General features: G+C 70.2%; 23 protein-coding genes. 16 read left to right on the top strand and 7 right to left on the bottom strand.

Annotated elements, in window-relative coordinates; all coding sequences use genetic code 11:
* Positions 1 to 4: 4 nt before the first annotated feature.
* Complete coding sequence (locus tag CCK91_RS04800) at positions 5 to 1,018, bottom strand: NADP-dependent oxidoreductase (RefSeq protein WP_086473072.1); 1,014 nt, start codon at positions 1,016 to 1,018, stop codon at positions 5 to 7.
* A gap of 100 nt (positions 1,019 to 1,118) precedes the next feature.
* Positions 1,119 to 1,505: a DUF1304 domain-containing protein gene (locus CCK91_RS04795; RefSeq protein ID WP_086473071.1), complete on the bottom strand. Its 387-nt coding sequence runs from the start codon at positions 1,503 to 1,505 to the stop codon at positions 1,119 to 1,121.
* A gap of 137 nt (positions 1,506 to 1,642) precedes the next feature.
* Here CCK91_RS04795 and CCK91_RS04790 point away from each other — a divergent pair, with 137 nt between their 5' ends.
* From CCK91_RS04790 to CCK91_RS04725, 14 genes are all read left to right on the top strand, one after another.
* Complete coding sequence (locus CCK91_RS04790; protein WP_071262226.1) at positions 1,643 to 2,224, top strand: TetR/AcrR family transcriptional regulator; 582 nt, start codon at positions 1,643 to 1,645, stop codon at positions 2,222 to 2,224.
* 131 nt (positions 2,225 to 2,355) lie between these two features.
* Complete coding sequence (locus CCK91_RS04785) at positions 2,356 to 3,264, top strand: ABC transporter ATP-binding protein (RefSeq protein ID WP_086473070.1); 909 nt, start codon at positions 2,356 to 2,358, stop codon at positions 3,262 to 3,264.
* 54 nt (positions 3,265 to 3,318) lie between these two features.
* Positions 3,319 to 4,380 carry an aliphatic sulfonate ABC transporter substrate-binding protein gene (locus CCK91_RS04780; protein WP_086473069.1) on the top strand — a complete coding sequence of 354 codons (1,062 nt, stop codon included), beginning with the start codon at positions 3,319 to 3,321 and terminating at the stop codon, positions 4,378 to 4,380.
* 130 nt (positions 4,381 to 4,510) lie between these two features.
* Positions 4,511 to 5,356 carry an ABC transporter permease gene (locus CCK91_RS04775; protein ID WP_086473068.1) on the top strand — a complete coding sequence of 282 codons (846 nt, stop codon included), beginning with the start codon at positions 4,511 to 4,513 and terminating at the stop codon, positions 5,354 to 5,356.
* A 160-nt stretch (positions 5,357 to 5,516) separates the two neighbouring features.
* A complete protein-coding gene (locus CCK91_RS04770) occupies positions 5,517 to 6,950 on the top strand; it encodes a DUF6421 family protein (RefSeq protein ID WP_086473067.1) in 1,434 nt (477 codons plus the stop codon).
* A 134-nt stretch (positions 6,951 to 7,084) separates the two neighbouring features.
* A complete protein-coding gene (locus tag CCK91_RS04765) occupies positions 7,085 to 8,488 on the top strand; it encodes a sensor histidine kinase (protein ID WP_086473179.1) in 1,404 nt (467 codons plus the stop codon).
* Positions 8,485 to 9,192: a response regulator gene (locus CCK91_RS04760; protein WP_086473066.1), complete on the top strand. Its 708-nt coding sequence runs from the start codon at positions 8,485 to 8,487 to the stop codon at positions 9,190 to 9,192. The genes CCK91_RS04765 and CCK91_RS04760 overlap by 4 nt, the downstream gene beginning before the upstream one ends.
* 63 nt (positions 9,193 to 9,255) lie before the next feature.
* A complete protein-coding gene (locus tag CCK91_RS04755) occupies positions 9,256 to 10,260 on the top strand; it encodes an aldo/keto reductase family protein (RefSeq protein WP_086473065.1) in 1,005 nt (334 codons plus the stop codon).
* A 187-nt stretch (positions 10,261 to 10,447) separates the two neighbouring features.
* On the top strand, positions 10,448 to 11,332 hold the full coding sequence (locus CCK91_RS04750; RefSeq protein WP_086473064.1) for an ABC transporter ATP-binding protein: 885 nt from the start codon (positions 10,448 to 10,450) through the stop codon (positions 11,330 to 11,332).
* Positions 11,329 to 12,480, top strand: coding sequence for an ABC transporter permease (locus CCK91_RS04745; RefSeq protein WP_242664329.1), 1,152 nt, complete (start codon positions 11,329 to 11,331; stop codon positions 12,478 to 12,480). Before CCK91_RS04750 ends, CCK91_RS04745 begins: the two co-directional genes overlap by 4 nt.
* The gene (locus CCK91_RS04740; protein ID WP_079704981.1) at positions 12,477 to 12,914 is read left to right on the top strand and encodes a hypothetical protein; all 438 of its coding nucleotides are present in this window, start codon (positions 12,477 to 12,479) and stop codon (positions 12,912 to 12,914) included. The genes CCK91_RS04745 and CCK91_RS04740 overlap by 4 nt, the downstream gene beginning before the upstream one ends.
* Before the next feature lie 163 nt (positions 12,915 to 13,077).
* Complete coding sequence (locus CCK91_RS04735; protein WP_175116455.1) at positions 13,078 to 14,187, top strand: threonine aldolase family protein; 1,110 nt, start codon at positions 13,078 to 13,080, stop codon at positions 14,185 to 14,187.
* Between the two features lie 92 nt (positions 14,188 to 14,279).
* Positions 14,280 to 15,725, top strand: coding sequence for a threonine synthase (thrC, locus tag CCK91_RS04730; RefSeq protein WP_086473177.1), 1,446 nt, complete (start codon positions 14,280 to 14,282; stop codon positions 15,723 to 15,725).
* Positions 15,726 to 15,934: 209 nt separating this feature from the next.
* Entirely contained in the window at positions 15,935 to 16,279 is a 345-nt protein-coding gene (locus CCK91_RS04725) for a hypothetical protein (RefSeq protein ID WP_133059936.1), read from the top strand.
* A 169-nt stretch (positions 16,280 to 16,448) separates the two neighbouring features.
* Here the strand turns inward: CCK91_RS04725 and CCK91_RS04720 are convergent, their stop codons facing one another.
* Positions 16,449 to 17,390 carry an NADP-dependent oxidoreductase gene (locus CCK91_RS04720; RefSeq protein WP_086473063.1) on the bottom strand — a complete coding sequence of 314 codons (942 nt, stop codon included), beginning with the start codon at positions 17,388 to 17,390 and terminating at the stop codon, positions 16,449 to 16,451.
* Positions 17,391 to 17,566: 176 nt separating this feature from the next.
* On the opposite strand from CCK91_RS04720, the gene acs reads away from it, so the two are divergent.
* Together acs and CCK91_RS04710 are read left to right on the top strand one after the other, a co-directional pair.
* Positions 17,567 to 19,663, top strand: coding sequence for an acetate--CoA ligase (acs, locus tag CCK91_RS04715; protein ID WP_086473062.1), 2,097 nt, complete (start codon positions 17,567 to 17,569; stop codon positions 19,661 to 19,663).
* Between the two features lie 80 nt (positions 19,664 to 19,743).
* On the top strand, positions 19,744 to 20,325 hold the full coding sequence (locus CCK91_RS04710) for a nitroreductase family protein (protein ID WP_086473061.1): 582 nt from the start codon (positions 19,744 to 19,746) through the stop codon (positions 20,323 to 20,325).
* Between the two features lie 167 nt (positions 20,326 to 20,492).
* Here the strand turns inward: CCK91_RS04710 and CCK91_RS04705 are convergent, their stop codons facing one another.
* The 4 genes from CCK91_RS04705 to CCK91_RS04690 all read right to left on the bottom strand — a co-directional run bounded on the left by CCK91_RS04705 (position 20,493) and on the right by CCK91_RS04690 (position 25,076).
* Positions 20,493 to 21,146: a DUF1345 domain-containing protein gene (locus tag CCK91_RS04705; RefSeq protein WP_229940487.1), complete on the bottom strand. Its 654-nt coding sequence runs from the start codon at positions 21,144 to 21,146 to the stop codon at positions 20,493 to 20,495.
* Between the two features lie 60 nt (positions 21,147 to 21,206).
* Positions 21,207 to 21,626, bottom strand: coding sequence for a hypothetical protein (locus CCK91_RS04700; RefSeq protein ID WP_086473060.1), 420 nt, complete (start codon positions 21,624 to 21,626; stop codon positions 21,207 to 21,209).
* A gap of 87 nt (positions 21,627 to 21,713) precedes the next feature.
* Positions 21,714 to 22,691 (bottom strand): PrsW family glutamic-type intramembrane protease, encoded by a 978-nt coding sequence (locus tag CCK91_RS04695; RefSeq protein ID WP_086473059.1) that lies wholly within the window; start codon positions 22,689 to 22,691, stop codon positions 21,714 to 21,716.
* A 222-nt stretch (positions 22,692 to 22,913) separates the two neighbouring features.
* On the bottom strand, positions 22,914 to 25,076 hold the full coding sequence (locus CCK91_RS04690; protein ID WP_086473058.1) for an ATP-dependent Clp protease ATP-binding subunit: 2,163 nt from the start codon (positions 25,074 to 25,076) through the stop codon (positions 22,914 to 22,916).
* Between the last annotated feature and the right edge of the window lie 58 nt (positions 25,077 to 25,134).

Here is a 25,134-nt window from a genome sequence, read left to right as displayed (position 1 = left end):
CGCGTCAGAGCTTGACGACCATCTTCCCGGTGTTGGCGCCGCGCATGAGGGCGAGGAACGCGTCGAGCGTGTGGTCGAGGCCCTCGTAGACGGTCTCGTCGAAGACGACGTCGCCGTTCTGCAACCAGGCGCCCATCTCAGCCGAGAACGCCGGGAAGTGCTGCGTGTAGTTGCCGACGGTGAAGCCCGTGAGGGTGAGCCCCCGGGTCACGATGTTCGACAGGTTGCGGGGACCCTCGGCACGCTCGGTGTCGTTGATCTGCGAGATGACGCCGCAGAGCGCTGCGCGTCCGCCGTCGTTGAAGGCGTCGATCGCCGCTTCGAGGTGCTCGCCGCCGACGTTGTCGAAGTAGACGTCGATGCCGTCGGGTGCCGCGGCCGCGAGCTGCTCGGTGACGGGGCCGTCCTTGTAGTTGAACGCGGCGTCGTAGCCGTACTTCTCCGTCAGCAGGGCGACCTTCTCAGCCGATCCGGCCGAACCGATGACGCGCTTCGCGCCCTTGAGACGGGCGATCTGGCCGACCATCGTGCCGACGGCACCTGCCGCACCGGAGACGAACACCGTGTCGCCCTCGCGGAACTTGGCGACCTCGAGCAGACCGACGTACGCGGTGAGGGCCGTCATGCCGAGGACGCCGAGGTAGGCGGACAGCGGGACGCCGGGGAGCTCAGGGACGACGCGGAACCCGCTGGCGTCCTCCTGGACGAGGTCGCGCCAGCCGAACTGGTGCAGGACGACGTCGCCGACGGAGAAGCCCTCGGCGGCCGACTCGACGACCCGGCCGATGGCTCCGCCGGTCATGGTCTCACCGAGCTGGTACGGCGCGACGTAGGAGCGGGCGTCGTTCATGCGGCCGCGCATGTAGGGGTCGACGGAGAGGAAGAGGTTCTGGACCCGGAGCTGACCCGGCGCGAGCTCCGGGAGTTCGACGGAGACGGTCCGGAAGTCGGACTCGGTCGGCCAGCCGACCGGTCGCGAGACGAGCTGGATCTGGGTGCTGAGCGCGGGGGTGTTCATGTGGTGCCTTTCCTTGGTGCGGTGATTCGATGCTTCGGTGGGTGGGCGCAGCACGTCGTCGGGTTGCGGACGGGGTGACGCCTGGGGCGTCGCGGAGGGGTCAGACGGCCAGTGCGATGACGAGCGCGATGAGTCCGAGCAACGGGGTGGTCCCCTGGACGATCGCGGCGCGGGCCTTCGTGCGGTCCGAGGTGATGAGGACGAGCGAGGCGAGGAGCATCGAACCCGCCGAGGCGAAGATGAGGGCCGCGCCGATACCGGTCGAGCCGGTGATGAGGAAGACGATGCCGACGATGGTGCCGATCGCGAGGAACAGGTTGTAGAACCCCTGGTTGTACGCGAGGCCGCGGGTGGTCTCGGCCTCGAGCTCCGAGGTGCCGAAGGTCTTGCGGGTGGCCGGCTCGGTCCAGCGCAGCGACTCGAGCACGAAGATGTAGACGTGCAGGAGGGCGGCGATGCCGACGAGGACGAGACTGACGACGAGCATGGGCGGGCCTTCCGGGAGATCGGCGTCGAGTCGTCCGGGCGGAGCGACATTCTGTACCGATGGGTCTACTATAATAGTAGAACGCTCGGTACACAACCCGCCTGTCCGGAGGGCCGGCCGAGCCAGAGGAGGCACCCATGGGACGCACGCAGGAGTTCGACACCGTCGCCGTCGTCCAGGCGGCGCGCGACGTCTTCTGGGACCGCGGGTACGAGGCGACCTCGCTCGCCGACCTCGAAGCGGCCACCGGTCTGCGGCGGTCGAGCCTCTACCACGCCTTCGACAGCAAGCGCGGGCTGTTCGACGCCGCCGTGCAGGACTACCTCGACACCGTCATCCGACCGCGCCTCTCGGTCCTCGCGCGGGCGACGGACGGCAGAGCCGGGCTCACCACCTACTTCTCCGGCGTGCAGACGGTCATCGCGACCCTGCCCGACGACTCCCCCCGCCGCGGTTGCCTCCTCCTCAACAGCGCGGCCGGACTCGCGGCCCACGACGATGCACTGCGCGAGGTCGTCGACGGCTACCGTGCCGAGCTCACGACCGCGGTCTCGGACGCCCTCGCCCTCGCCCGTCCCGAGGCGGACGCGGACGAACTCGCCGCGGCCGCCCGGCAGCTCACGTCGTTGTCGGTCAGCGCACTGCTGCTCGCCCGGGTCAACCGGGAGGAGGCCGTCGCCATCCTCGACGTCGCCCTCACGCAGGTCGGCAGCTGGTAGCGGACGCATAACACCGGAACCCTCCGGATGTCACCGGCGGACGCCAATGTGACGCTCTGTTTCTGCGACCGAGAGCGGTCCGACACCCTCGCGTAGCATGGCGGGCACCCCACCCCTGGAGCCCGAGACCCATGACGAACGCTGCCCCAAGCCCGCTCGCCGCGAGCTCGCCGGTCACCCGCGACGCCGTCCCCGTCGGCTCGGCGAATCGTGCCTCCACGGTCGCGTTCGCCGGGGTCGGCCGCACCTTCGCGAGCGGCGCCGGCAAACGCGCCGACGCCCCGCGGCCCGTGCTGCGCGACGTCACGATCACCGCCGAGGCCGGCGAGGTCGTGGCGATCCTCGGTACGAGCGGCTGCGGCAAGTCCACGCTGCTGCGGATCGCGGCCGGTCTCGACCACCCGACCGCCGGCTCCGTGCTCATCGACGGCACACCCGTCGCCGGCATCGACCCGCGCACGGCCTTCGGCTTCCAGGAGCCTCGACTCCTCCCCTGGCGCACGATCGCGGCGAACGTCGCACTCGGTCTGCCCAAGCGGACACCCGCGGCCGAAGGGCGTGCCCGCGTCGCCGAGCTGCTCGAACTCGTCGGGCTCGCGGACTTCGCCGAGCACCGCCCACGCGAGGTCTCCGGCGGCATGGCGCAACGCGCCTCGCTCGCCAGGGCCCTCGCCCGCCGGCCGGGCGTCCTGCTCCTCGACGAGCCGTTCGGCGCCCTCGACGCCCTCACCCGGCTGAAGATGCAGGACCTGCTGCTCGCCATCCACCTCGCCGCACCCACCACCATCCTGCTCGTGACGCACGACGTCGACGAGGCCCTCCAGCTCGCCGACCGGGTCATCCTCCTGGGTCGCGAGGAGGGACACCCCGGTTCGACCATCGCCCAGACCGTGACCGTCCCCGGCAACCGCCCGCGCGACCGCGGGTCGGCAGAGCTCGCCGAGCTGCGCGGCCGTCTCCTCGACGGACTCGGCATCGACCGCCACGGTCTCGCCCGAGGCGACCAACGGCTGCCGTCCATCCCGCACTTCCCGTACTGAGCCACCCACCACCTCCGCCGTCATCCCGCACCGATCCACAGCAAGGACCAACGCATGACCTCACGACGCCGCTTCACCACCTCCCGCGCCGGGCGCGCGGCCCTCGTCGCCGCGACCGCCGCCGCAGCGCTCCTCCTCAGCGGCTGCGTCGCGGGCGAGAACGCTCCTGCGGCCGGCGGCGACAGCACCGCCGGCACCACCGAGGGCGGCACGCTCAACATCGACTTCGCGACCTACAACCCGCTCTCGCTCATCATCAAGGACCAGGGCTGGCTCGAGGACGCACTCGACGACCAGGACATCACCGTCAACTGGGTCCAGTCGGCCGGCTCCAACAAGGCCAACGAGGCACTGCGGGCCGACGCGATCGACGTCGGGTCCACCGCCGGGTCCGCCGCGCTCCTGAACCGGGCGAACGGATCGGCCATCCAGGCGATCGACGTCTTCTCGCAGCCCGAGTGGTCGGCGATCGTCGTCGGCCAGGGATCGACGATCACGGACGTCGCCGAGCTCAAGGGCAAGAAGGTCGCCGCGACGAAGGGCACCGACCCCTACTTCTTCCTCCTGCAGGCACTGGAGGAGGCCGGTCTGTCCGCCTCAGACGTCACGATCGAGAACCTCCAGCACGCCGACGGCTGGGCGGCCCTGCAGAACGGTTCCGTCGACGCGTGGGCCGGTCTCGACCCGATCATGGCCGGCGCCGAGGAGGCGGGCGCGAAGCTCATCTACCGCAACGTCGACTTCAACAGCTACGGCATCCTGGCCGCGACCGAGTCCTTCATCGACGAGCGTCCTGACGTCGCGCAGACCGTCGTGAACGCCTACGAGCACGCTCGTGAATGGGCTGCGTCGAACCCCGACGAGACGGCGCAGATCCTCGCGGACGCCGCGGGCCTCGACCTCGCCGTGGCGACGAAGGTGATCACGGAGCGCTCGAACCTCGACGTCGACCCGGCCCCGGGCAAGGCGCAGGAGCAGGTCCTGTCGATCATCGGCCCGATCTTCGTGGAGTCCGGCGACGTGTCGTCGCAGGACAAGGTCGACGACGCCCTGGCCGACCTCTTCAATCCGAGCTTCGTGGACGACGCGGACCCGTCCGCCATCGGCGCGAAGTAGTCCGGCGCCATTCCCACCCGGTCCCTGAAGCCCAACCCCGGTCCCTGAAGCCCAACCCGGCCCCTGAAGCCCAACCCCGGTCCCTGAGCTTGTCGAAGGGCCACCCGATGAACCGTCCCGAGAGGAACCCGTGAGCGACCAACCCGGACTCGGCACCCCGACCGCAGGTCTCGCGGGTGCCCAGGCGACCCAGTCCGGCCGCGAAGCGCGCGCCGTCCTCGGGTCCCGCAGGATCGTCGTCGTCCTCGGCGGCTTCCTCGTCCCCGTCGTCATCCTCGGGGCCTGGCAGCTCGTCACCGCGTTCGGCCTCGTGCCGGCCTCGCAACTCCCGGCACCCGCGGAGGTCTGGGCGGCCGGCGTGGATCTCGCGCAGCGCGGCTGGCTGCAGCAGGACGTCGCCATCTCGGTGCAGCGCGTCCTCATCGGGTTCCTCATCGGTGCCGTGCTCGGTCTCGTCCTCGGCGCGGTCGTGGGGCTCTCACGCCTCGGCGACATCCTGCTGTCGACGACCTTCGCGGCGATCCGGGCCGTCCCGTCGCTCGCGTGGGTCCCGCTGCTCATCCTCTGGTTGAAGATCGGTGAGGAGTCGAAGATCACGCTCATCGCGATCGGCGCGTTCTTCCCGGTGTACACGACGGTCTCCGCCGCGCTCCGCCACGTCGACAAGCACCTGGTCGAGGCCGGCCGCGCGTTCGGCCTGAACGGTGTCGCATTGTTCCGGACGGTGCAGCTGCCCGCCGTGACGCCCTCGGTCGTCTCCGGCCTCCGGCTCGCGCTGGCGCAGTCGTGGCTGTTCCTCGTGGCGGCGGAGCTCATCGCCTCGTCCATGGGACTCGGATTCCGCCTGGTGGACTCGCAGAACAACGGCCGGGTCGACCGCATCTTCTTCGTCATCATCGTGCTCGCGCTGCTCGGCGCGATCACCGATGCGCTCGTCGGTGTCCTCGACCGCTGGATCAAGCGCCGCTGGGGGTAGGGGCCCGCCGCGGCCGACCGTGCAGTTCCCCAGCGCGAACGGCCGAATGTTGCAGCGAAGTCGCTCCTGACGCAAGAAATCCGCACCCCTTCCGCCCCTACGCTCGAAGGAATCGTCACCCACCCCGGGCGACGCCTGCGCACGCGGAAGGAGGTTCACCATGTCGAACGTCGCCACCACCCACACGAAGAGCATCGTCGGAGAGCCGGAGGTCGTCGAAGACGCCGCCGCACTCGTCGGGCACCCGGCTTGGACGGACCTCAAGGCCGCCGCGACCGCGCTGCAGGCCGTCCAGGTGAAGGACGGCTCGATCCCCGAGGCGAGCGACCACGGGCCGGCGGCAGGGCACGTCGCCACGATCGTCGCGAGCGTCCGTACCCTCGCTCCGAACTTCCCGCACGACGCCGAGTACCTCGACGCCCTCGTCGCCGACTTCGACCGCTGGGAGCGCGACGGCTTCGGCGTCCCGGACTTCCTCGACTCGCTCGTCGCCTTCCACCCCGAGCGGCATCGCGTGGACGGCCTGGGCCACCTCGTCGTGTTCCCGATGGTCACGCAGAACGGTTCGACCGACCGCCACATCGAGGCCGTGCTCGTCGAGGTCATCTGGCCCGAGTTCATCGCCGCGCTCGAGGCCGGCGACTACACGAACGCGCTCTTCGTGCCGATCCGCTTCCTCGACTTCACGCCGGGGTACGACACGAACTCCGCGGTCCTCTTCCCCGAGACGGTCGCGATGCGCGCGATCCCGGCGTTCACCTGGGGCGCGATCTTCCAGGACCGCGAGGCTGCCCGGTACCGTCGGGTCGTCCGAGCCGCTGCCGAGATCACCAAGCTCGAGCTCCCGGCCGATGCCGCGTCCCTCCTGGACGACCAGCAGCTGGCCGAGGAGACCTTCGTCATGTGGGACCTCATCCACGACCGCACGCACATGCGCGGTGACCTCCCGTTCGACCCGTTCATGATCAAGCAGCGGATGCCGTTCTTCCTGTACTCCCTTGAGGAGCTCCGATGCGACCTCACGGCGTTCCGCGAGTCGGTCCGGCTGGAGCGCACGCTGACGACCCGCGCGGAGACCGAGGCGCTCGATGCGGCGGAGGCCGCGATCCTCGAGCACGCGAAGCTCGTGCAGTACGCGATCATCTTCGACCGCATCTTCCGGTTCGCCATCACCGGCTCGCGCGTCCGGAACTACGACGGCGTCGGCGGCCAGCTGCTCTTCGCGTGGATGCACCAACACGGCGTGTTGCACTGGACCGACACCAGGCTCACGATCGACTGGGACGAGGTCCCCGACGTGGTCGTGCGGCTCGGCGAGAGCATCGACGAGCTGTACTGGCGATCGATCGACCGTCCGAAGACCGCGCACTGGCTCGCCGCGTACGAGCTCGTCCGGACGACGCTGACGCCGCACCCCGCGTCGCAGTGGGCGCGTGGGCTGTCCGACGAGATCCTGAGCGGACCGCCGCGCGGACTCACCGACGCGGTCCTCGACGACGAGTTCCCCCTGTCGATGTTCTATGAGGCGCTCGGCAAGAAGATGGCGGACGTCATCACGTCGACCGCCGGGATCACGGGGCGATCCGCGGCCTGACCCGACCGTGCCGCGGAGGAGCCCGGAGCAGCACTCTCCTGAGTGCCGCTCCGGGCTCTTGTTCGAGCTCCGGACCGCCGCGCTCCGTCGCTCGACGGATGTCCCCGGCGGGGCGTCGCGCTAGCGTGGACGGCATGAGCGAGCCCGCCGTCGACCAGCAGGAGGACCGCCCGGTCGACCCCTACGACGCCGAGTGGCGGCGTCCGGCCGCGACGCCGTCGGAACAGCGATCCGACATCATCCTCGCCGTCGCCCTCGGCGTCGGCACCCTCCTCAGCCTGACGCTGTACACGATCGCCGGGTTCTACCCCGAGCCCGCACCGATGTGGGCGTCCGTCCTCTGGGCGATCGGCATCACCGCGCCGCTCGCGTTCCGTCGCCGCTTCCCGTGCTCCGTCTCGATCGTCGTCGCCGTCATGTTCATCGTGGGCGGCACGGTGCTCGTACCCGAGGTCCTCTTCACGAACATCGCCCTGTTCCTCGCGATCTACACGGTCGGGGCATGGGTTCCGAACCGACGTCGCGCTGCGCTGGTCCGCGTGCTCATCATCGTCGCCATGTTCGTCTGGCTGCTCGTCTCCATGTTCATCCAGGCGACCGACCCCGACGCGCTGCCCAGCCTCTCCCGGGTGGGGCTCTTCTCGCCCCTCGTGGCGTTCATCCTCATCCAGATCCTGACGAACATCCTCTACTTCGGAGCCGCGTACTTCTTCGGCGAGCGCGTGTACCAGTCCTCCCGGGAGCGGGCGGCGCTCGAGCAGCGCACGGCCGAGCTCGAGGCGGAGCGCGCCCGGTCCGCCCGGCAGGCGGTCGCCCTCGAGCGGGTGCGGATCGCGCGCGAGCTGCACGACGTCGTCGCCCACCACGTCTCGGTCATGGGGGTCCAGGCCGGTGCCGCGCGCACCGTGCTCGATGCGGACCCGGCCGCCGCGCGGGATGCGCTCACGAACGTCGAGCTCGGCGCTCGGAGCGCGATCGACGAGCTGCGCAAGATGCTCGGCACCCTTCGCGCCCACGGCGAACCGACCGACGAGGAGAGCAGCCCGTCGACCGTCGGCGTCGGCCAGCTGGGCCGGCTCGCCGATGAATCAACGGCGAACGGGCTGCCGACGAGGTTCGAACTCGTGGGCACACCGGTCGCGATCCCGGCCGTCGTGTCGTTCAACCTGTACCGGATCGCTCAGGAGGCGCTCACGAACGCCCGCAAGTACGGCGGCACCACGGCCACGGCCGAACTCAGGCTCCGCTATCTGGACGACGCGGTCGAGCTCGAGGTCACGAACACGGGGACCGTCCCGACGGTGGCCCGCCGCGGTGGGCTCGGACTCATCGGGATGCGGGAGCGCGTGGCGTCGTCGGGCGGCGTCCTCGAGGTCGGGGCCCGCGCCCGCGGCGGCTTCCTCGTGCGGGCCGCCATCCCGCTCGGCCGGCCGGGCGACCAGGCGATGGAGCCCGTCGCCGCGTCCATCGCCGACGCCCGCCTCGCTTCCTCCTCCGCAGGACGACCCCAGACCACCACGACGAAGGACCAGGCATGACCGAGCAGCCCACCCGCATCCTCCTCGTCGACGACCAGGAGCTGCTGCGCGCCGGCTTCCGCATCATCCTGGGCTCGCAGCCCGGGATCGAGATCGTCGGTGAGGCGTCGGACGGCGCCGAGGCCGTCGCGCTGGCGACGACGCTCGCGCCGGACGTGATCTGCATGGACGTCCAGATGCCGGGTATGGACGGCCTCGAGGCCACCCGCCGGATCGTCGCGGACCCCGAGGTGCACGCCGCCGTCCTCATCCTCACCACCTTCGACCGCGACGACTACCTGGCCGAGGCGCTCCGGGCCGGTGCGAGCGGGTTCCTCCTGAAGAACTCGTCGCCGGAGGAACTCGTCGCCGCGGTCTCGGTGATCGCGGGCGGGGAGGCGCTCCTCTCGCCGGCGGTCACCCGCCGGGTCATCGAGGGGTTCACCCGGCAGGCCCCCGCCGTCGAGGACACCGTGGAGGATCACACCGTCCCGGCCGGGCCGACGACCGGCGCCGAATACGGGCAGCTGACGGAGCGCGAGCGCGAGGTCCTGCAGCTGGTCGCCCAGGGGCTGTCCAACCAGGAGATCGCGACCACGCTCTTCGTCGGCGAGGCGACCGTGAAGTCGCACGTGTCGAAGGTGCTGCAGAAGCTCGCCCTCCGCGATCGGATCCAGGCGGTCATCTACACCTACGAGCACGGCCTGGCGTCGCCGCGCAGCTGAGGGTTCGCTCCGTCTCCGCGCAACCCCGTCGGTCGGTCGGATGCGAGGAGTAGCGTGACGACCATGGAATTTCGATACCTCGGCAACAGCGGACTCAAGATCTCAGAGATCATCTTCGGCAACTGGCTGACCCACGCCTCGCAGGTGGAGAACGACGTCGCCACGGCGAGCGTTCGCGCCGCCCTCGACGCCGGCATCACCACCTTCGACACGGCCGACGCCTATGCCAACACGGCGGCGGAGCAGGTGCTCGGCGACGCCCTCAAGGACGAACGACGCGCGAGCCTGGAGATCTTCACGAAGGTCTACTGGCCCACCGGCCCGAAGGGGCACAACGACGTCGGGCTGTCGCGCAAGCACATCATGGAGTCGATCGACGGCTCGCTCACGCGTCTCGGTACCGACTACGTCGACCTGTACCAGGCCCACCGCTACGACAGCGAGACGCCCCTCGAGGAGACGATGCAGGCCTTCGCCGACGTCATCCGGGCGGGCAAGGCGCTCTACATCGGCGTGAGCGAGTGGAACGCCGAGCAGCTGCGCGCCGGCCACGCCCTGTCGAAGGAGCTGGGCTTCCAGCTCATCTCGAACCAGCCGCAGTACTCGATGCTGTGGCGGGTCATCGAGGAGGAGGTCGTCCCCACCTCGCGCGAACTCGGCATCTCCCAGATCGTCTGGTCGCCGGTGGCGCAGGGCGTCCTCAGCGGCAAGTACCTGCCGGGCGCGGAGCTCCCGCAGGGCAGCCGGGCGACCGACGAGAAGGGCGGCGCCGACACGATCAAGCGCTTCCTCGACGACGAGGTGCTCACGGCCGTCCAGCAGCTGAAGCCCATCGCCGACGAGCTCGACCTCACCATGGCGCAGCTGGCGCTCGCCTGGGTGCTGCACAACGACAACATCGCCGGTGCGATCGTCGGTGCCTCGCGTCCCGAGCAGGTCACCGCGAACGCCGCCGCGGCCGGTGTGAAGCTCGACGACGCGGTCATCGCCCGCATCGACGAGGCCATCGGCTCCGTCGCCGAGACCGACCCCTCGAAGACGGTCTCCCCGGAGTCCCGCCCCGCCTGATCCAGCGCGCGGCTGGTCCACGACGCCCGGTATCCCCCACTCGACGGAGAAGGGGACCGGGCGTCGTCGCGTCAACCCGTCCTGCGGCGGATGCCGGTGGCACACCACGCCGCGTAGCGTGATCGCCATACCGGGAGAACCCGACGCAGGACACTCGGTCCAGCACGCAGATCACAGGAGGCGGCCGATGCTCGAACTCAGCCACATCGACAAGTCATACGGCGAGCGGAAGGTGCTCGACGACGTCAGCTTCCAGGTCGCCCCCGGTCGCATGACCGGGTTCGTCGGGGGGAACGGCGCCGGCAAGACGACGACGATGCGCATCCTGCTCGGTGTCCTCGCCGCGAACGCTGGAACCGTCACCCTCGACGGCACCCCGCTCACCCCGGAGGACCGCCGCCGGTTCGGCTACATGCCGGAGGAGCGCGGCCTCTACCCGAAGATGCGGGTCGAGGAACAGCTCGTCTACCTGGCCCGCCTCCACGGGTTCACGACCCACGCCGCCAAGCGCAACGCCGGCGAGCTGCTCGAGCGCCTCGGCCTCGGCGAGCGCCGGAACGACGCCCTCGAGAGCCTGTCGCTCGGCAACCAGCAGCGGGCGCAGATCGCCGCGGCGCTCGTCCACGACCCCGACGTCCTCGTCCTCGACGAGCCGTTCTCGGGCCTCGACCCGATGGCGGTCGACGTGGTCGTCGGTGTGCTCAGCGAGTTCGCCGCAGACGGCTCCCCCGTCCTGTTCTCCAGTCACCAGCTCGACATCGTGGAGCGCCTCTGCGACGACCTCGTGATCATCGCCGGTGGCAGGATCCGCGCCTCCGGCTCGCGCGAGTCCCTCCGCGAAGCCCACGCCGGCAACCGCTACGAGCTGCTCACCGCGGCCGACACCGGCTGGCTGCGCGAGCGTCCGGGGATCTCCGTCGTCGACTTCGACGGTGGCTACGCCCTGTTCGACGCCGACGACGCCCAGGCGGCGCAGGCCGTGCTCCGTGAGGCGCTGACCCGGGGCGACGTCACGAGCTTCGCCCCCCTCCGACCCACCCTCGCCCAGATCTTCAAGGAGGTCATCCAGTGACCACGACAACCGAGTCCCCGATCCAGCCCGCCGGTCGTCGTCGCTCCGGCCCGGCCTCCCCCAGCCTCGTGCAGAGCATCGGACTCGTCGCCGAGCGCGAGGTCAAGATGCGTCTGCGCAGCAAGACGTTCCTCATCTCGACGGGCATCCTCCTCCTCGTGATCCTCGCCGGCATCGTCGTCGGTGGGTTCCTCGCGAAGAACACGGCCTCGGAGACCACGAAGGTCGCGGTCGTGGGGAACGCGGGTGCGGGACTCGTCGACGGCAAGACCTTCGACGTGACCGAGGCGGCGGACGTCGCCGCAGCTGAAGCACTGGTGAAGTCGGGCGATGTGGAGGCGGCGATCGCGCCGGCCACCGACGACAACCCCACGGGTGTTCAGGTCATCTTCGACTCCGAGGCCTCCAACACGCTCATCATGCAGCTGAGCGCCCAGCCGCAGGTCACCATCCTCGATCCCGACGCCGACGGCTCCGCCGGCTTCCTGCTGTACATCGTGTCGCTCGGGTTCGGTCTCGTGTTCTTCGTCTCCGCCACCACCTTCGGGGCGTCGATCGCGCAGAGCGTCGTCGAGGAGAAGCAGACCCGCGTCGTCGAGATCCTCATGTCCGCCATCCCCGTGAAGGCGCTCCTCGCCGGCAAGGTGCTCGGCAACAGCATCCTGGCGTTCGGGCAGATCCTGGCGATCGCGGCGCTGTCGGTGATCGGGCTGACGGTGACGGGCCAGACGGAGCTACTCGCCGGCCTCGGGACCCCGGTCGTCTGGTTCGTGGTGTTCTTCGTGCTCGGCTTCATCCTGCTGGCCGCGCTGTTCGCCGCTGCCGGATCGCTGGTCTCACGTCAAGAGGACATCGGTTCGACGACGACCCCGATTACGATGCTGATCATGATCCCGTACTTCGCCGTCATCTTCTTCAACGACAACCCGGTGGTGATGACGATCATGTCCTACGTGCCGTTCTCGGCAGCCGTGGGCATGCCCGTCCGTCTCTTCGTCGGCTCGGCGCAGTGGTGGGAGCCGATCCTGTCCCTGCTGATCCTCGCGATCACCGCGGCGCTCGTCATCCTCGTCGGCTCGCGGATCTACGAGAACTCGCTGCTGAAAATGGGTGGCCGGGTCAAGCTCTCGGAAGCGCTCAAGGCATGAGCGGGCTCGGCGGGATCGACGAGGTCTTCAACCCGGGTGCCTTCGAGGCCAAGCAGTTCCTCGACGCCGAGCAGCGCCTCCCCGCACCGGCCCCGCTCGCGGGCGATCCCGCGGGCGACATCTACGGCGACGAGCCCATCGTCCTCGATCTCGTGGACGAGGACGAGGAAGACCAGGACGCCCGGCTGACGCCCGAGCAGGCCGCCGCGCTGGCGGCTGAGCAGCCGGCTCAGCCCTCCGCCGAGGACGAGCAGCAGGCCGCCGTCGCCTCCTCGATCGCCGTGCACGCGCTCGCCTACGAGCACGCGCTCGCGCAGGAGACCCCGGACGCGGAGCCGGAGCCCGGTGCGCACGCCGACGTCGACGCCGCGATCGACGCCGTGCCCGAGGAGGTCGTCCCCTCCTCCGACGGCCCGCGTCACGCCGCTGATTGACCCCGTTTCCCAGTCCCCTAACTCAGGAAGGTCTCGGCGTGTCGCGGCGTGGCGGCCGCGCGCACCGGCCGCCACGCCGGGACACTCCTGAGTTGGGGAGACCGACGACACCGGGTCGAGCACGCAGGAAGTCGGCCCGCGATGCACGGAAGCTGCGTGTGGCATGCGCGAGGATGGATCAGTGACCGACTCTCTGCATGACACCAGCATCCGCGGCTTCGCCTCCGACAACTACTCCGGCGTCCACCCCGAGATCCTCGACGCCCTCGCGGCGGCCAACGGCGGCCACCAGATCGCCTACGGCGAGGACGACTACACCCGTCGGCTGCACGAGGTCTTCGCCGATCACTTCGGCCGCGACGTCGCCGTGTTCCCCGTCTTCAACGGCACCGGCGCGAACGTCGTCGGTCTGCAGTCCATGCTCCCGCGCTGGGGTGCCGTCATCTCGGCGTCGACCGCGCACATCAACTCCGACGAGGGCGGCGCGCCCGAGCGGGTCGGCGGCATCAAGCTCCTGACGGTCGACGCCCCCGACGGCAAGCTCACGCCCGACCTCATCGACCGCGAGGCGTGGGGCTGGGGCGACGAGCACCGTGCGCAGCCGCTCGTCGTCTCGATCACGCAGACCACCGAACTCGGCACCCTGTACACGCCCGAGGAGATCCGCGCGATCGCCGACCACGCGCACGGTCACGGCATGAAACTGCACCTCGACGGCGCCCGCATCGCCAACGCAGCCGCAGCCCTCGGCGTCCCACTGCGCGCGTTCACCGCCGATGCCGGCGTCGACGTGCTGTCCTTCGGTGGGACGAAGAACGGACTCATGTTCGGCGAGGCCATCGTCGTCCTCGAACCGTCGGCGTCGGAGGGCCTCGTCTACCTGCGGAAGCTCAACATGCAGCTGGCGTCGAAGATGCGCTTCGGCGCGGCGCAGCTCATCGCCCTGCTCGAGCCGGCGGCCGACGGTGGCGACGGGCTCTGGCTCCGCTCCGCGACCCACGCCAATGCGATGGCCGCGCGCCTCCGCACCTCCCTCGAGGCCCTCATCGCCGCCGGCGAGGCACCGGGACTCGGCTTCAGCCAGCCGACCCAGGCCAACGCGGTGTTCGCGACCCTGCCAGCGGGCGTCCCCGACCGCCTGCGGGAACGCTTCCGCTTCTACGACTGGGACGCCGCGAAGGGCGAGGTCCGCTGGATGTGCTCGTTCGACACCACGGAGGACGACATCGACGCGTTCGTCGCCGCGATCCGCGAGGAACTCGCCCGCGCGTAGCGGCCGGTCACGATGACGGCGGGCCTCTGCGCGCCGACCCCCGATATGGCAAGGTTGGAGATCGGGCTTCCAACCGGATGAGAGAGACGGTCATGCACTATCAGTCGACGCGGGGCCACGATCTGCCCCAGCACTTCTCGGACATCCTCCTCGGCGGGCTCGCCCCGGACGGCGGCCTGTACCTCCCGGCCGAGTACCCGCAGCTGACCGCTGACGAACTCGAGTCGTGGCGCGAGCTGTCCTATGCCGACCTCGCGTTCGCCGTGCTGTCGAAGTTCGCCGACGACATCCCCGCGGCCGATCTCCAGGACATCACCCGTCGCACCTACACCGCCGAGGTGTACGCGAACGGCCGCGCCGGCGACGACGCCTCGCTCATCACCCCGCTGCGCACCCTCGGCGAGGAGGGCGGCAGCGAGCTGCAGCTCCTCGGCCTCTCGAACGGCCCGACGCTCGCCTTCAAGGACATGGCGATGCAGCTGCTCGGCAACCTCTTCGAGTACACGCTCGCGAAGAGCGGCGACGAACTCAACATCCTCGGCGCGACGTCCGGCGACACCGGGAGCGCGGCCGAGCACGCCATGCGCGGCAAGACCGGCATCCGGGTCATCATGCTGAGTCCGCATGGCCGCATGAGCAGCTTCCAGCGCGCGCAGATGTTCAGCCTCCAGGACGACAACATCGTGAACCTCGCCGTGGAGGGCAACTTCGACGACTGTCAGGACATCGTGAAGGCCGTCTCGAAGGATGCTCCGTTCAAGGCACTCCACGCCGTCGGTACGGTCAACTCGATCAACTGGGCCCGCGTCGTCGCGCAGGTCGTGTACTACGTGCACGGCTGGCTGCTCGCGACCGACGGTCCGGGCCAGAAGGTGTCGTTCTCGGTGCCGTCAGGCAACTTCGGCAACGTCTGCGCCGGGCACATCGCCCGCTCCATGGGGCTCCCGATCGACCAGCTCGTCGTCGCGACGAACGAGAACGACGTCCTCGACGAGTTCTTCCGCACGGGCGTGTACCGCCCGCGCTCGGCGGCCGAGACGCACCACACCTCCAGCCCGAGCATGGACATCTCGAAGGCGTCGAACTTCGAGCGGTTCCTCTACGACCTCGTCGGTCAGGACGCGACCCGCCTCGGTGAGCTGTTCCGGTCCCTCGACGAGGAGGGCGGGTTCGACCTCTCCGGGACGCCCGAGTTCGAGCGGATCAGCGAGTTCGGCTTCGTCTCGGGCCGCAGCACGCACGCCGACCGCGTCGCCACCATCCGCGACGTGCACGAGCGCTACGGCGTCACGATCGACCCGCACACCGCCGACGGCGTCACGGTCGCCCGCCGCCACCTGCGCGAGGGTGTCCCGATGCTCGTCCTCGAGACCGCGCTGCCGGCGAAGTTCGCCGAGATCGTCCGCGAGGCGCTCGGCGAGGAGCCGGAGCGACCCGAGGCGTTCGAGGGCATCGAGGGGCTCGAGCAGCGCTTCGAGATCGTGCCGGCCGACGTCGACCGGATCAAGGCGATCATCGCGCAGCACACCGGCCGCTGACCCACCCCGGCCCCTGAGCCACCCCGGTCCCTGAGCCATCCCGGTCCCTGAGCCACCCCGGTCCCTGAGCCATCCCGGTCCCTGAGCCTGTCGAAGGGCACCGCACTGCCCGCACCGCGTCCGGTCCGGCGGGCAGCGCGGAGGATAGGTGCCCTGCGTCCTGGAGCCAAGCCCCCGCCGAGACGCGGCATCCGCTCTACGCTGCCGTCATGAGCACTCCCATGGATCCAGCAGCAGCAGACGCCCAACGCGACGCCCTCGCCCACGGCGGTCCGGGCGCCCAGGCACACGTGCCGGGTGAGGACCAGACCGACAGCTCGGTCGGCGGTGTCGTGCCCGACGGCGGTGCGGTCGACCGTTCGGCCGACGACGCGGCCCCCGGCGATGGCGGTCTGAGCAACGCCGGTGACGGCGTCGGTGGTGACGACGTCGTCGGCGATGCAGGTCTGGACGACGACGCGGACACCGAGGACGCCGTCGAGGACCTCGACGACCAGGACGACCTCGCGGACCGCGCTCCCGTCGGTGACAGCTTCGGCGAGGGCCCGGAGTAGCGCTCCGGTCCCTGAGCCGGTCGAGGGCACCCGGTCGACACCCCGTCCGGACCACCGGTCCCTGAGCCTGTCGAAGGGCACTCCCGCCCGAGCCACCCCCGGTCCCTGAGCCGGTCGAAGGGCACTCCCGCCCGAGCCACCCCCGGTCCCTGAGCCGGTCGAAGGGCGCTCAGGGGATGAGGATGAGCTTCCCGCTCGGGTGACCCGACTCGCTCTCGCGGTGCGCCTCGGCGGCCTCGGCGAGAGGTCGGACGGTGCCGAGCTCGAAGCTGAAGCGCCCCTGTTCGACGAGGGACGCGACCGCCGGGATCGCCTCCGCCCGCCAGGCCTGTTCCTGCGCCGTGAGCGGGAGCGGGTTGCCGCCGGACCATGCCTGGATCCCGAGGTCGGCGGCCTTCGCACCGACGACGATCGTGCCGATGTGCTGCCGGTCCTCGACCAGCTCGAACGAGGCCTCGAGCGCCTCGTCGGTGCCGACGGCGTCGAGTACGCGGTCGACGCCCTGCGGAGCGGCCTCGCGCACGCGCTCGACGAGCCCGGGACCGTAGGTGACGGGGATCGCCCCGAGTTCCCGCAGGCGTGCGTGGTTCCCCTCGCTCGCGGTGGCGACGACGGTCGCCCCCCACGCCACGGCGAACTGCACGGCCGCGTGCCCCACCGAGCCCGATCCGCCGTGGATCAGGAGGGTCGTCCCCTCGGTCACGCCGAGCGAACGCAGCGCCTGGTAGGCCGTGCTCACGGGGATGCCGATCGCCGCCGCCTCCTCGAAGGAGATGGCCGCCGGTTTGCGGATGATCTGGTCGGGCGTGACGACCACGTGGGTCGCATACGTCCCGGAGGCGTTGACGACGACGACCTCGTCGCCGATCGACCAGCCCTCGACCCCGTCGCCGACCTCGACGACGACGCCGGCGCCGTCGCTCCCGACGCGTCGGGTGCCCTGCAGCTCGCCGCCGCGGACACCGCTGCGGAGCTTCCAGTCGATCGGGTTCACGCCCGCGGCGCGCACCTCGACGACGAGTTCGCCGGGGCCCACCTCAGGTGTCGGCACCTCGACGAGCTCGAGGACGTCGGCCGAGCCGAGCTCCTGGTACTGGATGACGGTCGCCATGTCGTTCCCTTCTCGAGACGCGCCGTGCGCGCTCCTGATCGACGTCCGCCGCGCATCGCGGCGGCCCTTCGAGGCTACTCCCGACGCTCCTCCACAGCCCCTCGGAACGTCCGGACCATGACGCCGCATGACCCCGCGGATGGCACCGGCGCCGTCCTCCCGCGTAGCGTTGCAGCATGCCTCCCACTGATGGATCGACGTCCGCAGCGCCCGCCGCCACCATCGCGAACCTCCTCGCCGAGACGCGCAGCTACGCCCCGCCGGCCGACCTCGCCCAGACGGCGAACGTCGGCCCGGAGGAGTGGGCTCGCGCGGCCGCCGACCCGGTGGCGTTCTGGGAGGAGCAGGCCCGACGCCTCGACTGGGTCACCCCGTGGGAGACGGCTCACACCTGGGACCCGGCTCGGCCGGTCGCAGGGTCCGACCCGTCGGACTCCGAGCCCGAACTCACCGTCCCCGCCGCCACCTGGTTCGCCGGGGGGAGGCTCAACGTGGCGGTCAACTGCGTCGACCGGCACGTCGACGCCGGACGAGGCGACAAAGTGGCCCTCCACTTCGAGGGAGAGCCGGGCGACCGCCGCTCCATCACCTACGCCGAGTTGCAGCGCGAGGTCGCGAAGGCGGCCAACGCCCTGACGGCACTCGGCATCGGCCAGGGCGACCGCGTCGTCATCTACCTGCCGGTCATCCCCGAGACGGTCATCGCCACCCTCGCCGTCGCCCGCATCGGCGCCATCCACTCCCTCGTGTTCGGTGGGTTCTCGGCCGAGGCGCTGCGCTTCCGAGTGGAGGACACCGAGGCGAAGCTGCTCATCACCACCGACGGCCAGTACCGCCGGGGTACGGCCGTGCCGGTCAAGCAGAACGCCGACGCCGCCGTCGACGGTGTGCCGTCCATCGAGCACGTGCTCGTCGTCGCACGCACGGGCGACGAGACGCCGAACGTGCCCTGGACCCCCGGTCGAGACGTCTGGTGGCACGACACCGTGGGTGTCGCCGCCGACACCCACGAGGCCGAGGCGTTCGATGCGGAGAACCCGCTCTTCATCATCTACACGAGCGGCACCACCGGGAAGCCCAAGGGACTCGTCCACACGTCAGGCGGCTATCTCACGCAGGCGTCCTGGACCCACTGGGCGATCTTCGACGCCAAGGACGACGACGTCCACTGGTGCACGGCCGACCTCGCCTGGGTCACGGCACACACCTACGAGATCTACGGTCCGCTCTCGAACGGGCTCACCCAGGTGATCTACGAGGGCACGCCGAACACCCCGCACCAGGCACGGCACTTCGAGATCATCGAGCGCTACGGCGTGACGACGTACTACACGGCGCCCACGCTCATCCGGACCCTCATGACCTGGTTCCCCGAGGGGCCGCCCGCCGAGTACGACCTCTCGACCCTCCGGCTCCTCGGCACCGTCGGCGAGGCGATCAACCCCGAGGCCTGGATGTGGTTCCGCGAGCGCATCGGGCGCGGCGAGACCCCGGTCGTCGACACCTGGTGGCAGTCGGAGACGGGGTCGGCCGTCATCGCACCGCTCCCCGGCGCGACCACGATCAAGCCGGGTTCCGGCAGTCGCGCACTCCCCGGCCTGGAGGCGCTGGTCGTCGACGAGGACGGCGAGACGGTGCCGTACGGATCCGGCGGGTATCTGGTCGTCAGCCGCTTCGGGCCGTCGCTCGCGCGCACCGTCTGGGGCAACCCGGAACGCTACCGCGATTCGTACTGGGCGAAGTACTGGAAGCAGGGCTACTTCTTCTCCGGCGACGGCGCGAAGTGGGACGAGGACGGCGACATCTGGGTCCTCGGGCGCGTCGACGACGTCATCAACGTCTCGGGCCACCGCCTGTCGACCATCGAGATCGAGTCGGCCCTCGTGTCGCATCCCCACGTGGGCGAGGCCGGCGTGGTCGGCGTGCACGACCCGATCACGGGGAGCGCGATCGCTGCGTTCGTCATCCCGTCCTCGCGGTCCCACGGGCCCGAGGCGGACGGCGAGGCGTACTGGTTGGAGCGATCCGCGGCACTCCGCGAGGCGCTGCGGTCCCACGTGGCGAACGAGATCGGCCCGATCGCGAAGCCTCGCGACGTCTTCGTGGTCCCAGACCTCCCGAAGACCCGCTCGGGGAAGATCATGCGGCGTCTGCTCGGCGACATCGTCGACCAGCGGCCCCTCGGCGACACGACGTCGCTGCAGGACGAAGCGGCCCCGCACCGGATCGCGGAGATCGTCACCGCTGCACGGACTCCTCAAGCCCGGGAATAGCGCCCCGATCGATGCAGTTGCATCCATCGTCAACGGCGACGCAACCTCTGTCCACTTCCCTTGTTTCGCTTGGAGACCGCATGTCCATCGTCACCCGTACCGCCCAGACCGACGCCCCCATCCTCGACGTCCTCGCCGACCGCTGGAGCCCCCGCGCCTTCGTGAGTGAGCCCGTCGACGCCGCCAAGATGGCCTCGGCCCTCGAAGCCGCGCGTTGGTCGCCGAGCGCCAACAACGTGCAGCCCTGGCGGTTCATCGTCGGCACAAAGGGCACCGCCACGTTCGACACGATCGCTGAGCAGCTGGTGGCCTTCAACCGCGGTTGGGCAGCGCAGGCCGGCGCGCTCATCGTCGCCGTCGCCGAGACCCTCGACGACGAGGGCAACGAGCGTCCCTGGGCCATCTACGACCTCGGCCAGGCGATGGCGCACCTGAGCATCCAGGCCCACAGCGACGGTCTCTTCGCACACCAGATGGCCGGCTTCTCCGCCGACGGCATCCGGGAGGCGTTCTCGCTGCCGGACGGCCTGGTGCCGTTCACCGTCACCGCGCTCGGCGAGCTCGGCGACCCCGAGCTCCTGCCCGAGGGCATGCTCCGCGACCGCGAGACCGCTCCGCGTGAGCGTCGTCCCCTCGCCGACCTCGTGATCGTCCAGGAGTAGTCCGCTCGGTTCCTACACCACCACGCTGCGCAGTCCGGTCCGCCGGGCTGCGCAGTCGTCGTTTCGGGGGCTCACCGTCGTCGTAACCGGTGCCTGAGCACCTCCGCCAGTCCCTGCCCTTCGACAGGCTCAGGGACCGCGTGTCGAAGGGCGTGTCCGTCGCGCCGCTACAGCCCCGCGACGAGGTTGATGACGGTCGCCAGGATCACGGAGCCGAACAGGTACGACAGCAGGGTGTGCTTGAGGACGGTGCGGCGCAGCTCGCTGGACCGCAGCGTCGTGTCCGAGACCTGGTAGGTCATGCCGAGGTCGAAGGAGAGGTAGGCGAAGTCGCTGTACTGCGGCGCCTCCTCCTGGTTGAAGTCGATGCCGCCCTCCGGCGCCGCGAAGTACATGCGCGCGTACCGCAGCGTGTAGATCGTGTGGATGAGCGCCCAGGAGAGCGCCACGCTCACGACCGCGAAACCGGCGAGCACGCCCTGCTCGACCCCGGAGGACGCCCTCGCCTGCAGGATGACGACACTCAGGGCCACGAGGCTCCCGACACTCGCGAGCACGATGAGCACCTCGCTGGTCGTTCGCCCGGGCTCCTCCGAGGTCGCGTGTTCGCGCGTGCGCTCCGGGCCCATCCGCCAGATGCGGATCCAGAGGGAACCGACGAAGACCACGCACGTGGTCCCCCAACCGGCGAGGATCGCACCCGCCCAGAACCAGTTCAGGCCGACGATCACGCCGACGGCGACACCGACGAGGGCGGAGACGGTCAACCGGAGCTTCGCGCCGTGCCGCACCATGATCGTTCCGGACGTCGATGAGCTCACGAGCTGATCGTGGCACCGTCGGCGGATCGCGTGACGCAGACTCGCGGCCGACGCCGCACCTCACACCGCTTCGACGAACAACTCCTCCAACTCGGCGAAGACGCCGACGGCGAGGCGCTCGAACTGCACGGGGCTCAGCAGGATCGTCTCGCCCGGGACGAGGCCGGTGAACGACGTCCCCTCGGCGTACTGCAGGACGGTCCCCACCGTGAACACCCGGTCGTGGTCGAGGATCGACGCGACGATGAGTTCGAGCTCATTGAGGGCCCCGGGCCCCTTCCCGAGCACGGACCGCACCCGGTGGACGAAGGGTCGGTCGAGCACGAGCGTCAGACCGGTGAAGAACTCAGGGTCGACCACCGCAAGTGCCGCGGGGTCCGCTCCGGCCTCGGCCAGTGTCTCGCGGCCGGCGACGAGGGCGGCGATCATCGTCTTCGCCTGGTCGACCTCTCGCTGTTCGAAGGTCTTGCGTCCCAGCATGGGTGTCTCCTCGGCGTCGCGGATCGGGTGCGCTTCACGCTACTCCCCGGCACGCCCGGATCGCAGCAGGCCTCGCGCGTCCAGTGGTCAGGCCTGCTTGCGCTCGCGACGCGGGACGTGGAGCGACACGACGCCGGCGTCGCGGTTGATGCGACGGACCCGCGCCCGCCAGATGAGCGCGAACGCGACGACGAGCACGACCATGGCCGGCACCACGAGCGCCTTGAGCACCGGCATGCCCGGGAACAGCAGCCCCCAGAGCACGGTGTTGCCGTCCCAGAGGCCGTGCATGACCGCGACGAGCAGGTAGGTCAGGAGCACGCCCACGGTGATCCGGAACCGGCCGTTGCGTGCAGCCGCGAACACGGCCGCGGCGAACAGCGCCGTCCACAGTGGGTGTCCGACCGGGTCGAAGACGGTCCGGGCGAACGCGGCCCCGGCCGCTTGGAACGCCGGGTGCGAGAGGATGGTTTCGAGTGGTGGCGAACCGGCGGCCAGCTTCTGCGAGGCCTCGACCCCGTTCGCCCACCCCTGCCCGATGTACCAGAGGTTCTCGAGGACGGCGAAACCGACGCCGACGGCGCCGCCGACGAAGAGACCACCACGGGCGGTCTTCACCGGCAGCCGCCACGCCACGATCACGACGGCGATGATCTTCGCCAGCTCCTCGGCGACCCCGGCGAAGAACAGCCCGATGTCGTGCGGGTTCTCACCGGCATCGGTCGCGGCGACGCCGATGAGGGAGTCGAAGGTGCTGCCGAGCGTGATGGCGATGAAGCCTCCGACCAGGACCGCCCAGAGGAGCGTCGCCGTCGTGACGCCGTCGCCCGGCTGGAGACGTCGGGCCATGATGAGCAGCAGGGTGGACGCGGCCAGCCCTGAGCCGAGCAGGATCCACGCGGGGATCACCGCCGGGTTGCCGAGGAGGACGTGCGGCACCAGCAGCAGGAACAGCCAGAGCGCCAGGCCGCCGAAGAAGAACCAGGCGGGGGCGTGTGCGTGACGCCAGAGGGGCGCTGCGGTGTCGCTGGTCTCAGGCGTCGTGCTCGGGGCTGCGTGTGTCATCGGGTCCTCTCAGGGCGCGCCGACCGGGCCCACCGCGAGATCACGCTAGTGCGCGGCATCCGTCGCGCACCAGGGGTTTCCTCCCCCACTCGGGGGTCACGGCCAGCGCGGTGCTGTCGCGCCAGCGCGGGGCATACACGTGAGCGCCCCCTCCGGAGGGGCGCGCTCACGTCGGTGGGTCGCGCTCGGGTCAGCGCACCGCGCTGGCCGCAAGCAGGCGGGCTAGGCCGGGACCACCGCTCGCTCGACCGTGAGGCCGTCGCCGTCGCTCGCGAGCCCGACGTGGACGGTGTCGCCGTCGCGGATCGAGCCGTCGAGGATCGCCCGCGCGAGGCGGTCGTCGATCTCCCGCTGCATGAGTCGACGCAGCGGACGCGCGCCGTACATGGGGTCGTATCCGCGCTCCGCGAGCCAGGCACGGGCGTCGGGCGTGACGGCGAGGTGGAGCCGACGCTCACCCAGTCGACGCTGCAGGCGGTCGATGTACAGCTCGACGATCTGGCCGAGCTCCGCCTCGCTGAGCGGCTGGAACACGACGATGTCGTCGAGACGGTTGATGAACTCCGGCTTGAAGGCCTGGCGCACGAGCTGCTGGACCGCCTCCTCCTTCTGCTCGAGGGAGAGCGAGGCGTCCATGAGGTATTGCGAGCCGAGGTTGGAGGTCAGCACGAGGATGACGTTCCGGAAGTCGACCGTGCGCCCCTGGCCGTCGGTCAGCCGACCGTCGTCGAGCACCTGCAGGAGGATGTCGAACACCTCGGGGTGCGCCTTCTCGACCTCGTCGAGCAGCACGACGGAGTACGGGCGTCGACGAACGGCCTCGGTGAGCTGCCCGCCCTGCTCGTAGCCGACGTACCCCGGAGGTGCACCGACGAGGCGGGAGACCGAGTGCTTCTCGCCGTACTCGGACATGTCGATGCGGACCATGGCCTTCTCGTCGTCGAAGAGGAACTCGGCGAGCGCCTTCGCCAGCTCGGTCTTGCCGACGCCGGTGGGGCCGAGGAACATGAACGAGCCGGTCGGGCGGTCGGGGTCGGAGATGCCGGCCCGGGTGCGCCGGACGGCGTCGGACACGGCGGCGACCGCACGGTGCTGCCCGATGAGTCGGCGGGACAGCTCCTGCTCGAGGTGCAGCAGTTTCTCCGTCTCGCCCTGCAACAGGCGACCGACGGGGATGCCGGTCCACGCGGCGATGACGGCGGCGATGTCCTCGGCGGTCACCTGGTCGTTGACCATGCGGGGTTCGCCGTCGGTGTCCTGCTCGGCCGACTCCGCGAGCGCGAGTTCGCGTTCGAGCTGTGGGATGTCGGCGTAGAGCAGCTTGGACGCCTGTTCGAGCTTGCCCTCGCGCTGGGCGCGTTCGGCCTTGCTCCGGGCGGCGTCGAGCTGCTTCTTGAGGTCGCCGACCCGGTTGAGGCTCGCACGTTCGCGCTCCCAGCGCGCCTGCAGTTCGCCGAGCGCGGCCTGGCGGGTCGCGAGGTCCTCCCGGAGGCGGGCGAGGCGCTCCTTGGAGGCGTCGTCCTTCTCCTTCTTGAGGGCGAGTTCCTCGAGCTTCAGGCGATCGACGCTGCGTCGGAGCTCGTCGATCTCGACGGGCGCCGAGTCGATCTCCATGCGCAGTCGGCTGGCCGCCTCGTCGATGAGGTCGATCGCCTTGTCGGGCAGCTGCCGGGACGTGATGTAGCGGTTGGACAGGGCTGCCGCCGCGACGAGCGCGTTGTCGGCGATGGCCACCTTGTGGTGCGCCTCATACCGTTCCTTGAGTCCACGGAGGATGGCGACCGTGTCCTCGACGCTCGGCTCCCCCACGAACACCTGCTGGAAGCGACGCTCCATGGCGGCGTCCTTCTCGATGAACTCGCGGTACTCGTCGAGCGTGGTCGCACCGATGAGCCGCAGCTCGCCACGGGCGAGCATGGGCTTCAGCATGTTGGCCGCCGCGACGGATCCCTCGCCACCGCCGGCACCCATGAGGACGTGGAGTTCGTCGATGAAAGTGATGACCTGTCCGTCGGACTCGTCGATCTCCTTGAGCACCGCCTTGAGGCGTTCCTCGAACTGCCCGCGGTACATGGCGCCGGCCACGAGCGCGGAGAGGTCGAGGGAGATGAGCTGCTTGCCCTTGAGGCTCTCGGCGACGTCGCCCGCGACGATGCGCTGGGCGAGGCCTTCGACGACGGCGGTCTTGCCGACGCCGGGCTCGCCGATGAGGACGGGGTTGTTCTTGGTGCGTCGCGTGAGGACCTGGCTCACGCGACGGATCTCGGCGTCGCGGCCGATGACCGGATCGAGCTTGCCGGAGGCGGCGATCTCGGTCAGGTTGACGCCGTACTGCTCGAGCGCGCTGCGCTGATCCTCTTGCTGAGGCGTCTGGCCTGCTGGCATGGGTACGGTCTCCTGTTCAAAACTTGAGTGAATCTGACTCAAGTTTACCACCGCCACT

The organism is Plantibacter elymi (nom. nud.) (genome assembly GCF_900177795.1).
GTDB lineage: Bacteria > Actinomycetota > Actinomycetes > Actinomycetales > Microbacteriaceae > Plantibacter > Plantibacter elymi.
Note: the sequence above shows the minus strand (reverse complement) of the source record. Positions and strands in the feature narration are given on the sequence as shown.

Coding starts and splice junctions, on each gene's coding strand:
- CCK91_RS04740 (WP_079704981.1), top strand. CDS start 12,477: ATGAGCGGGCTCGGCGGGATCGACGAGGTCTTCAACCCGGGTGCCTTC.
- CCK91_RS04770 (WP_086473067.1), top strand. CDS start 5,517: ATGTCGAACGTCGCCACCACCCACACGAAGAGCATCGTCGGAGAGCCG.
- CCK91_RS04690 (WP_086473058.1), bottom strand. CDS start 25,076: ATGCCAGCAGGCCAGACGCCTCAGCAAGAGGATCAGCGCAGCGCGCTC.
- CCK91_RS04760 (WP_086473066.1), top strand. CDS start 8,485: ATGACCGAGCAGCCCACCCGCATCCTCCTCGTCGACGACCAGGAGCTG.
- CCK91_RS04750 (WP_086473064.1), top strand. CDS start 10,448: ATGCTCGAACTCAGCCACATCGACAAGTCATACGGCGAGCGGAAGGTG.
- CCK91_RS04710 (WP_086473061.1), top strand. CDS start 19,744: ATGTCCATCGTCACCCGTACCGCCCAGACCGACGCCCCCATCCTCGAC.
- CCK91_RS04755 (WP_086473065.1), top strand. CDS start 9,256: ATGGAATTTCGATACCTCGGCAACAGCGGACTCAAGATCTCAGAGATC.
- CCK91_RS04765 (WP_086473179.1), top strand. CDS start 7,085: ATGAGCGAGCCCGCCGTCGACCAGCAGGAGGACCGCCCGGTCGACCCC.
- CCK91_RS04720 (WP_086473063.1), bottom strand. CDS start 17,390: ATGGCGACCGTCATCCAGTACCAGGAGCTCGGCTCGGCCGACGTCCTC.
- CCK91_RS04785 (WP_086473070.1), top strand. CDS start 2,356: ATGACGAACGCTGCCCCAAGCCCGCTCGCCGCGAGCTCGCCGGTCACC.
- thrC (WP_086473177.1), top strand. CDS start 14,280: ATGCACTATCAGTCGACGCGGGGCCACGATCTGCCCCAGCACTTCTCG.
- acs (WP_086473062.1), top strand. CDS start 17,567: ATGCCTCCCACTGATGGATCGACGTCCGCAGCGCCCGCCGCCACCATC.
- CCK91_RS04795 (WP_086473071.1), bottom strand. CDS start 1,505: ATGCTCGTCGTCAGTCTCGTCCTCGTCGGCATCGCCGCCCTCCTGCAC.
- CCK91_RS04735 (WP_175116455.1), top strand. CDS start 13,078: ATGCGCGAGGATGGATCAGTGACCGACTCTCTGCATGACACCAGCATC.
- CCK91_RS04800 (WP_086473072.1), bottom strand. CDS start 1,018: ATGAACACCCCCGCGCTCAGCACCCAGATCCAGCTCGTCTCGCGACCG.
- CCK91_RS04725 (WP_133059936.1), top strand. CDS start 15,935: ATGAGCACTCCCATGGATCCAGCAGCAGCAGACGCCCAACGCGACGCC.
- CCK91_RS04790 (WP_071262226.1), top strand. CDS start 1,643: ATGGGACGCACGCAGGAGTTCGACACCGTCGCCGTCGTCCAGGCGGCG.
- CCK91_RS04695 (WP_086473059.1), bottom strand. CDS start 22,691: ATGACACACGCAGCCCCGAGCACGACGCCTGAGACCAGCGACACCGCA.
- CCK91_RS04780 (WP_086473069.1), top strand. CDS start 3,319: ATGACCTCACGACGCCGCTTCACCACCTCCCGCGCCGGGCGCGCGGCC.
- CCK91_RS04700 (WP_086473060.1), bottom strand. CDS start 21,626: ATGCTGGGACGCAAGACCTTCGAACAGCGAGAGGTCGACCAGGCGAAG.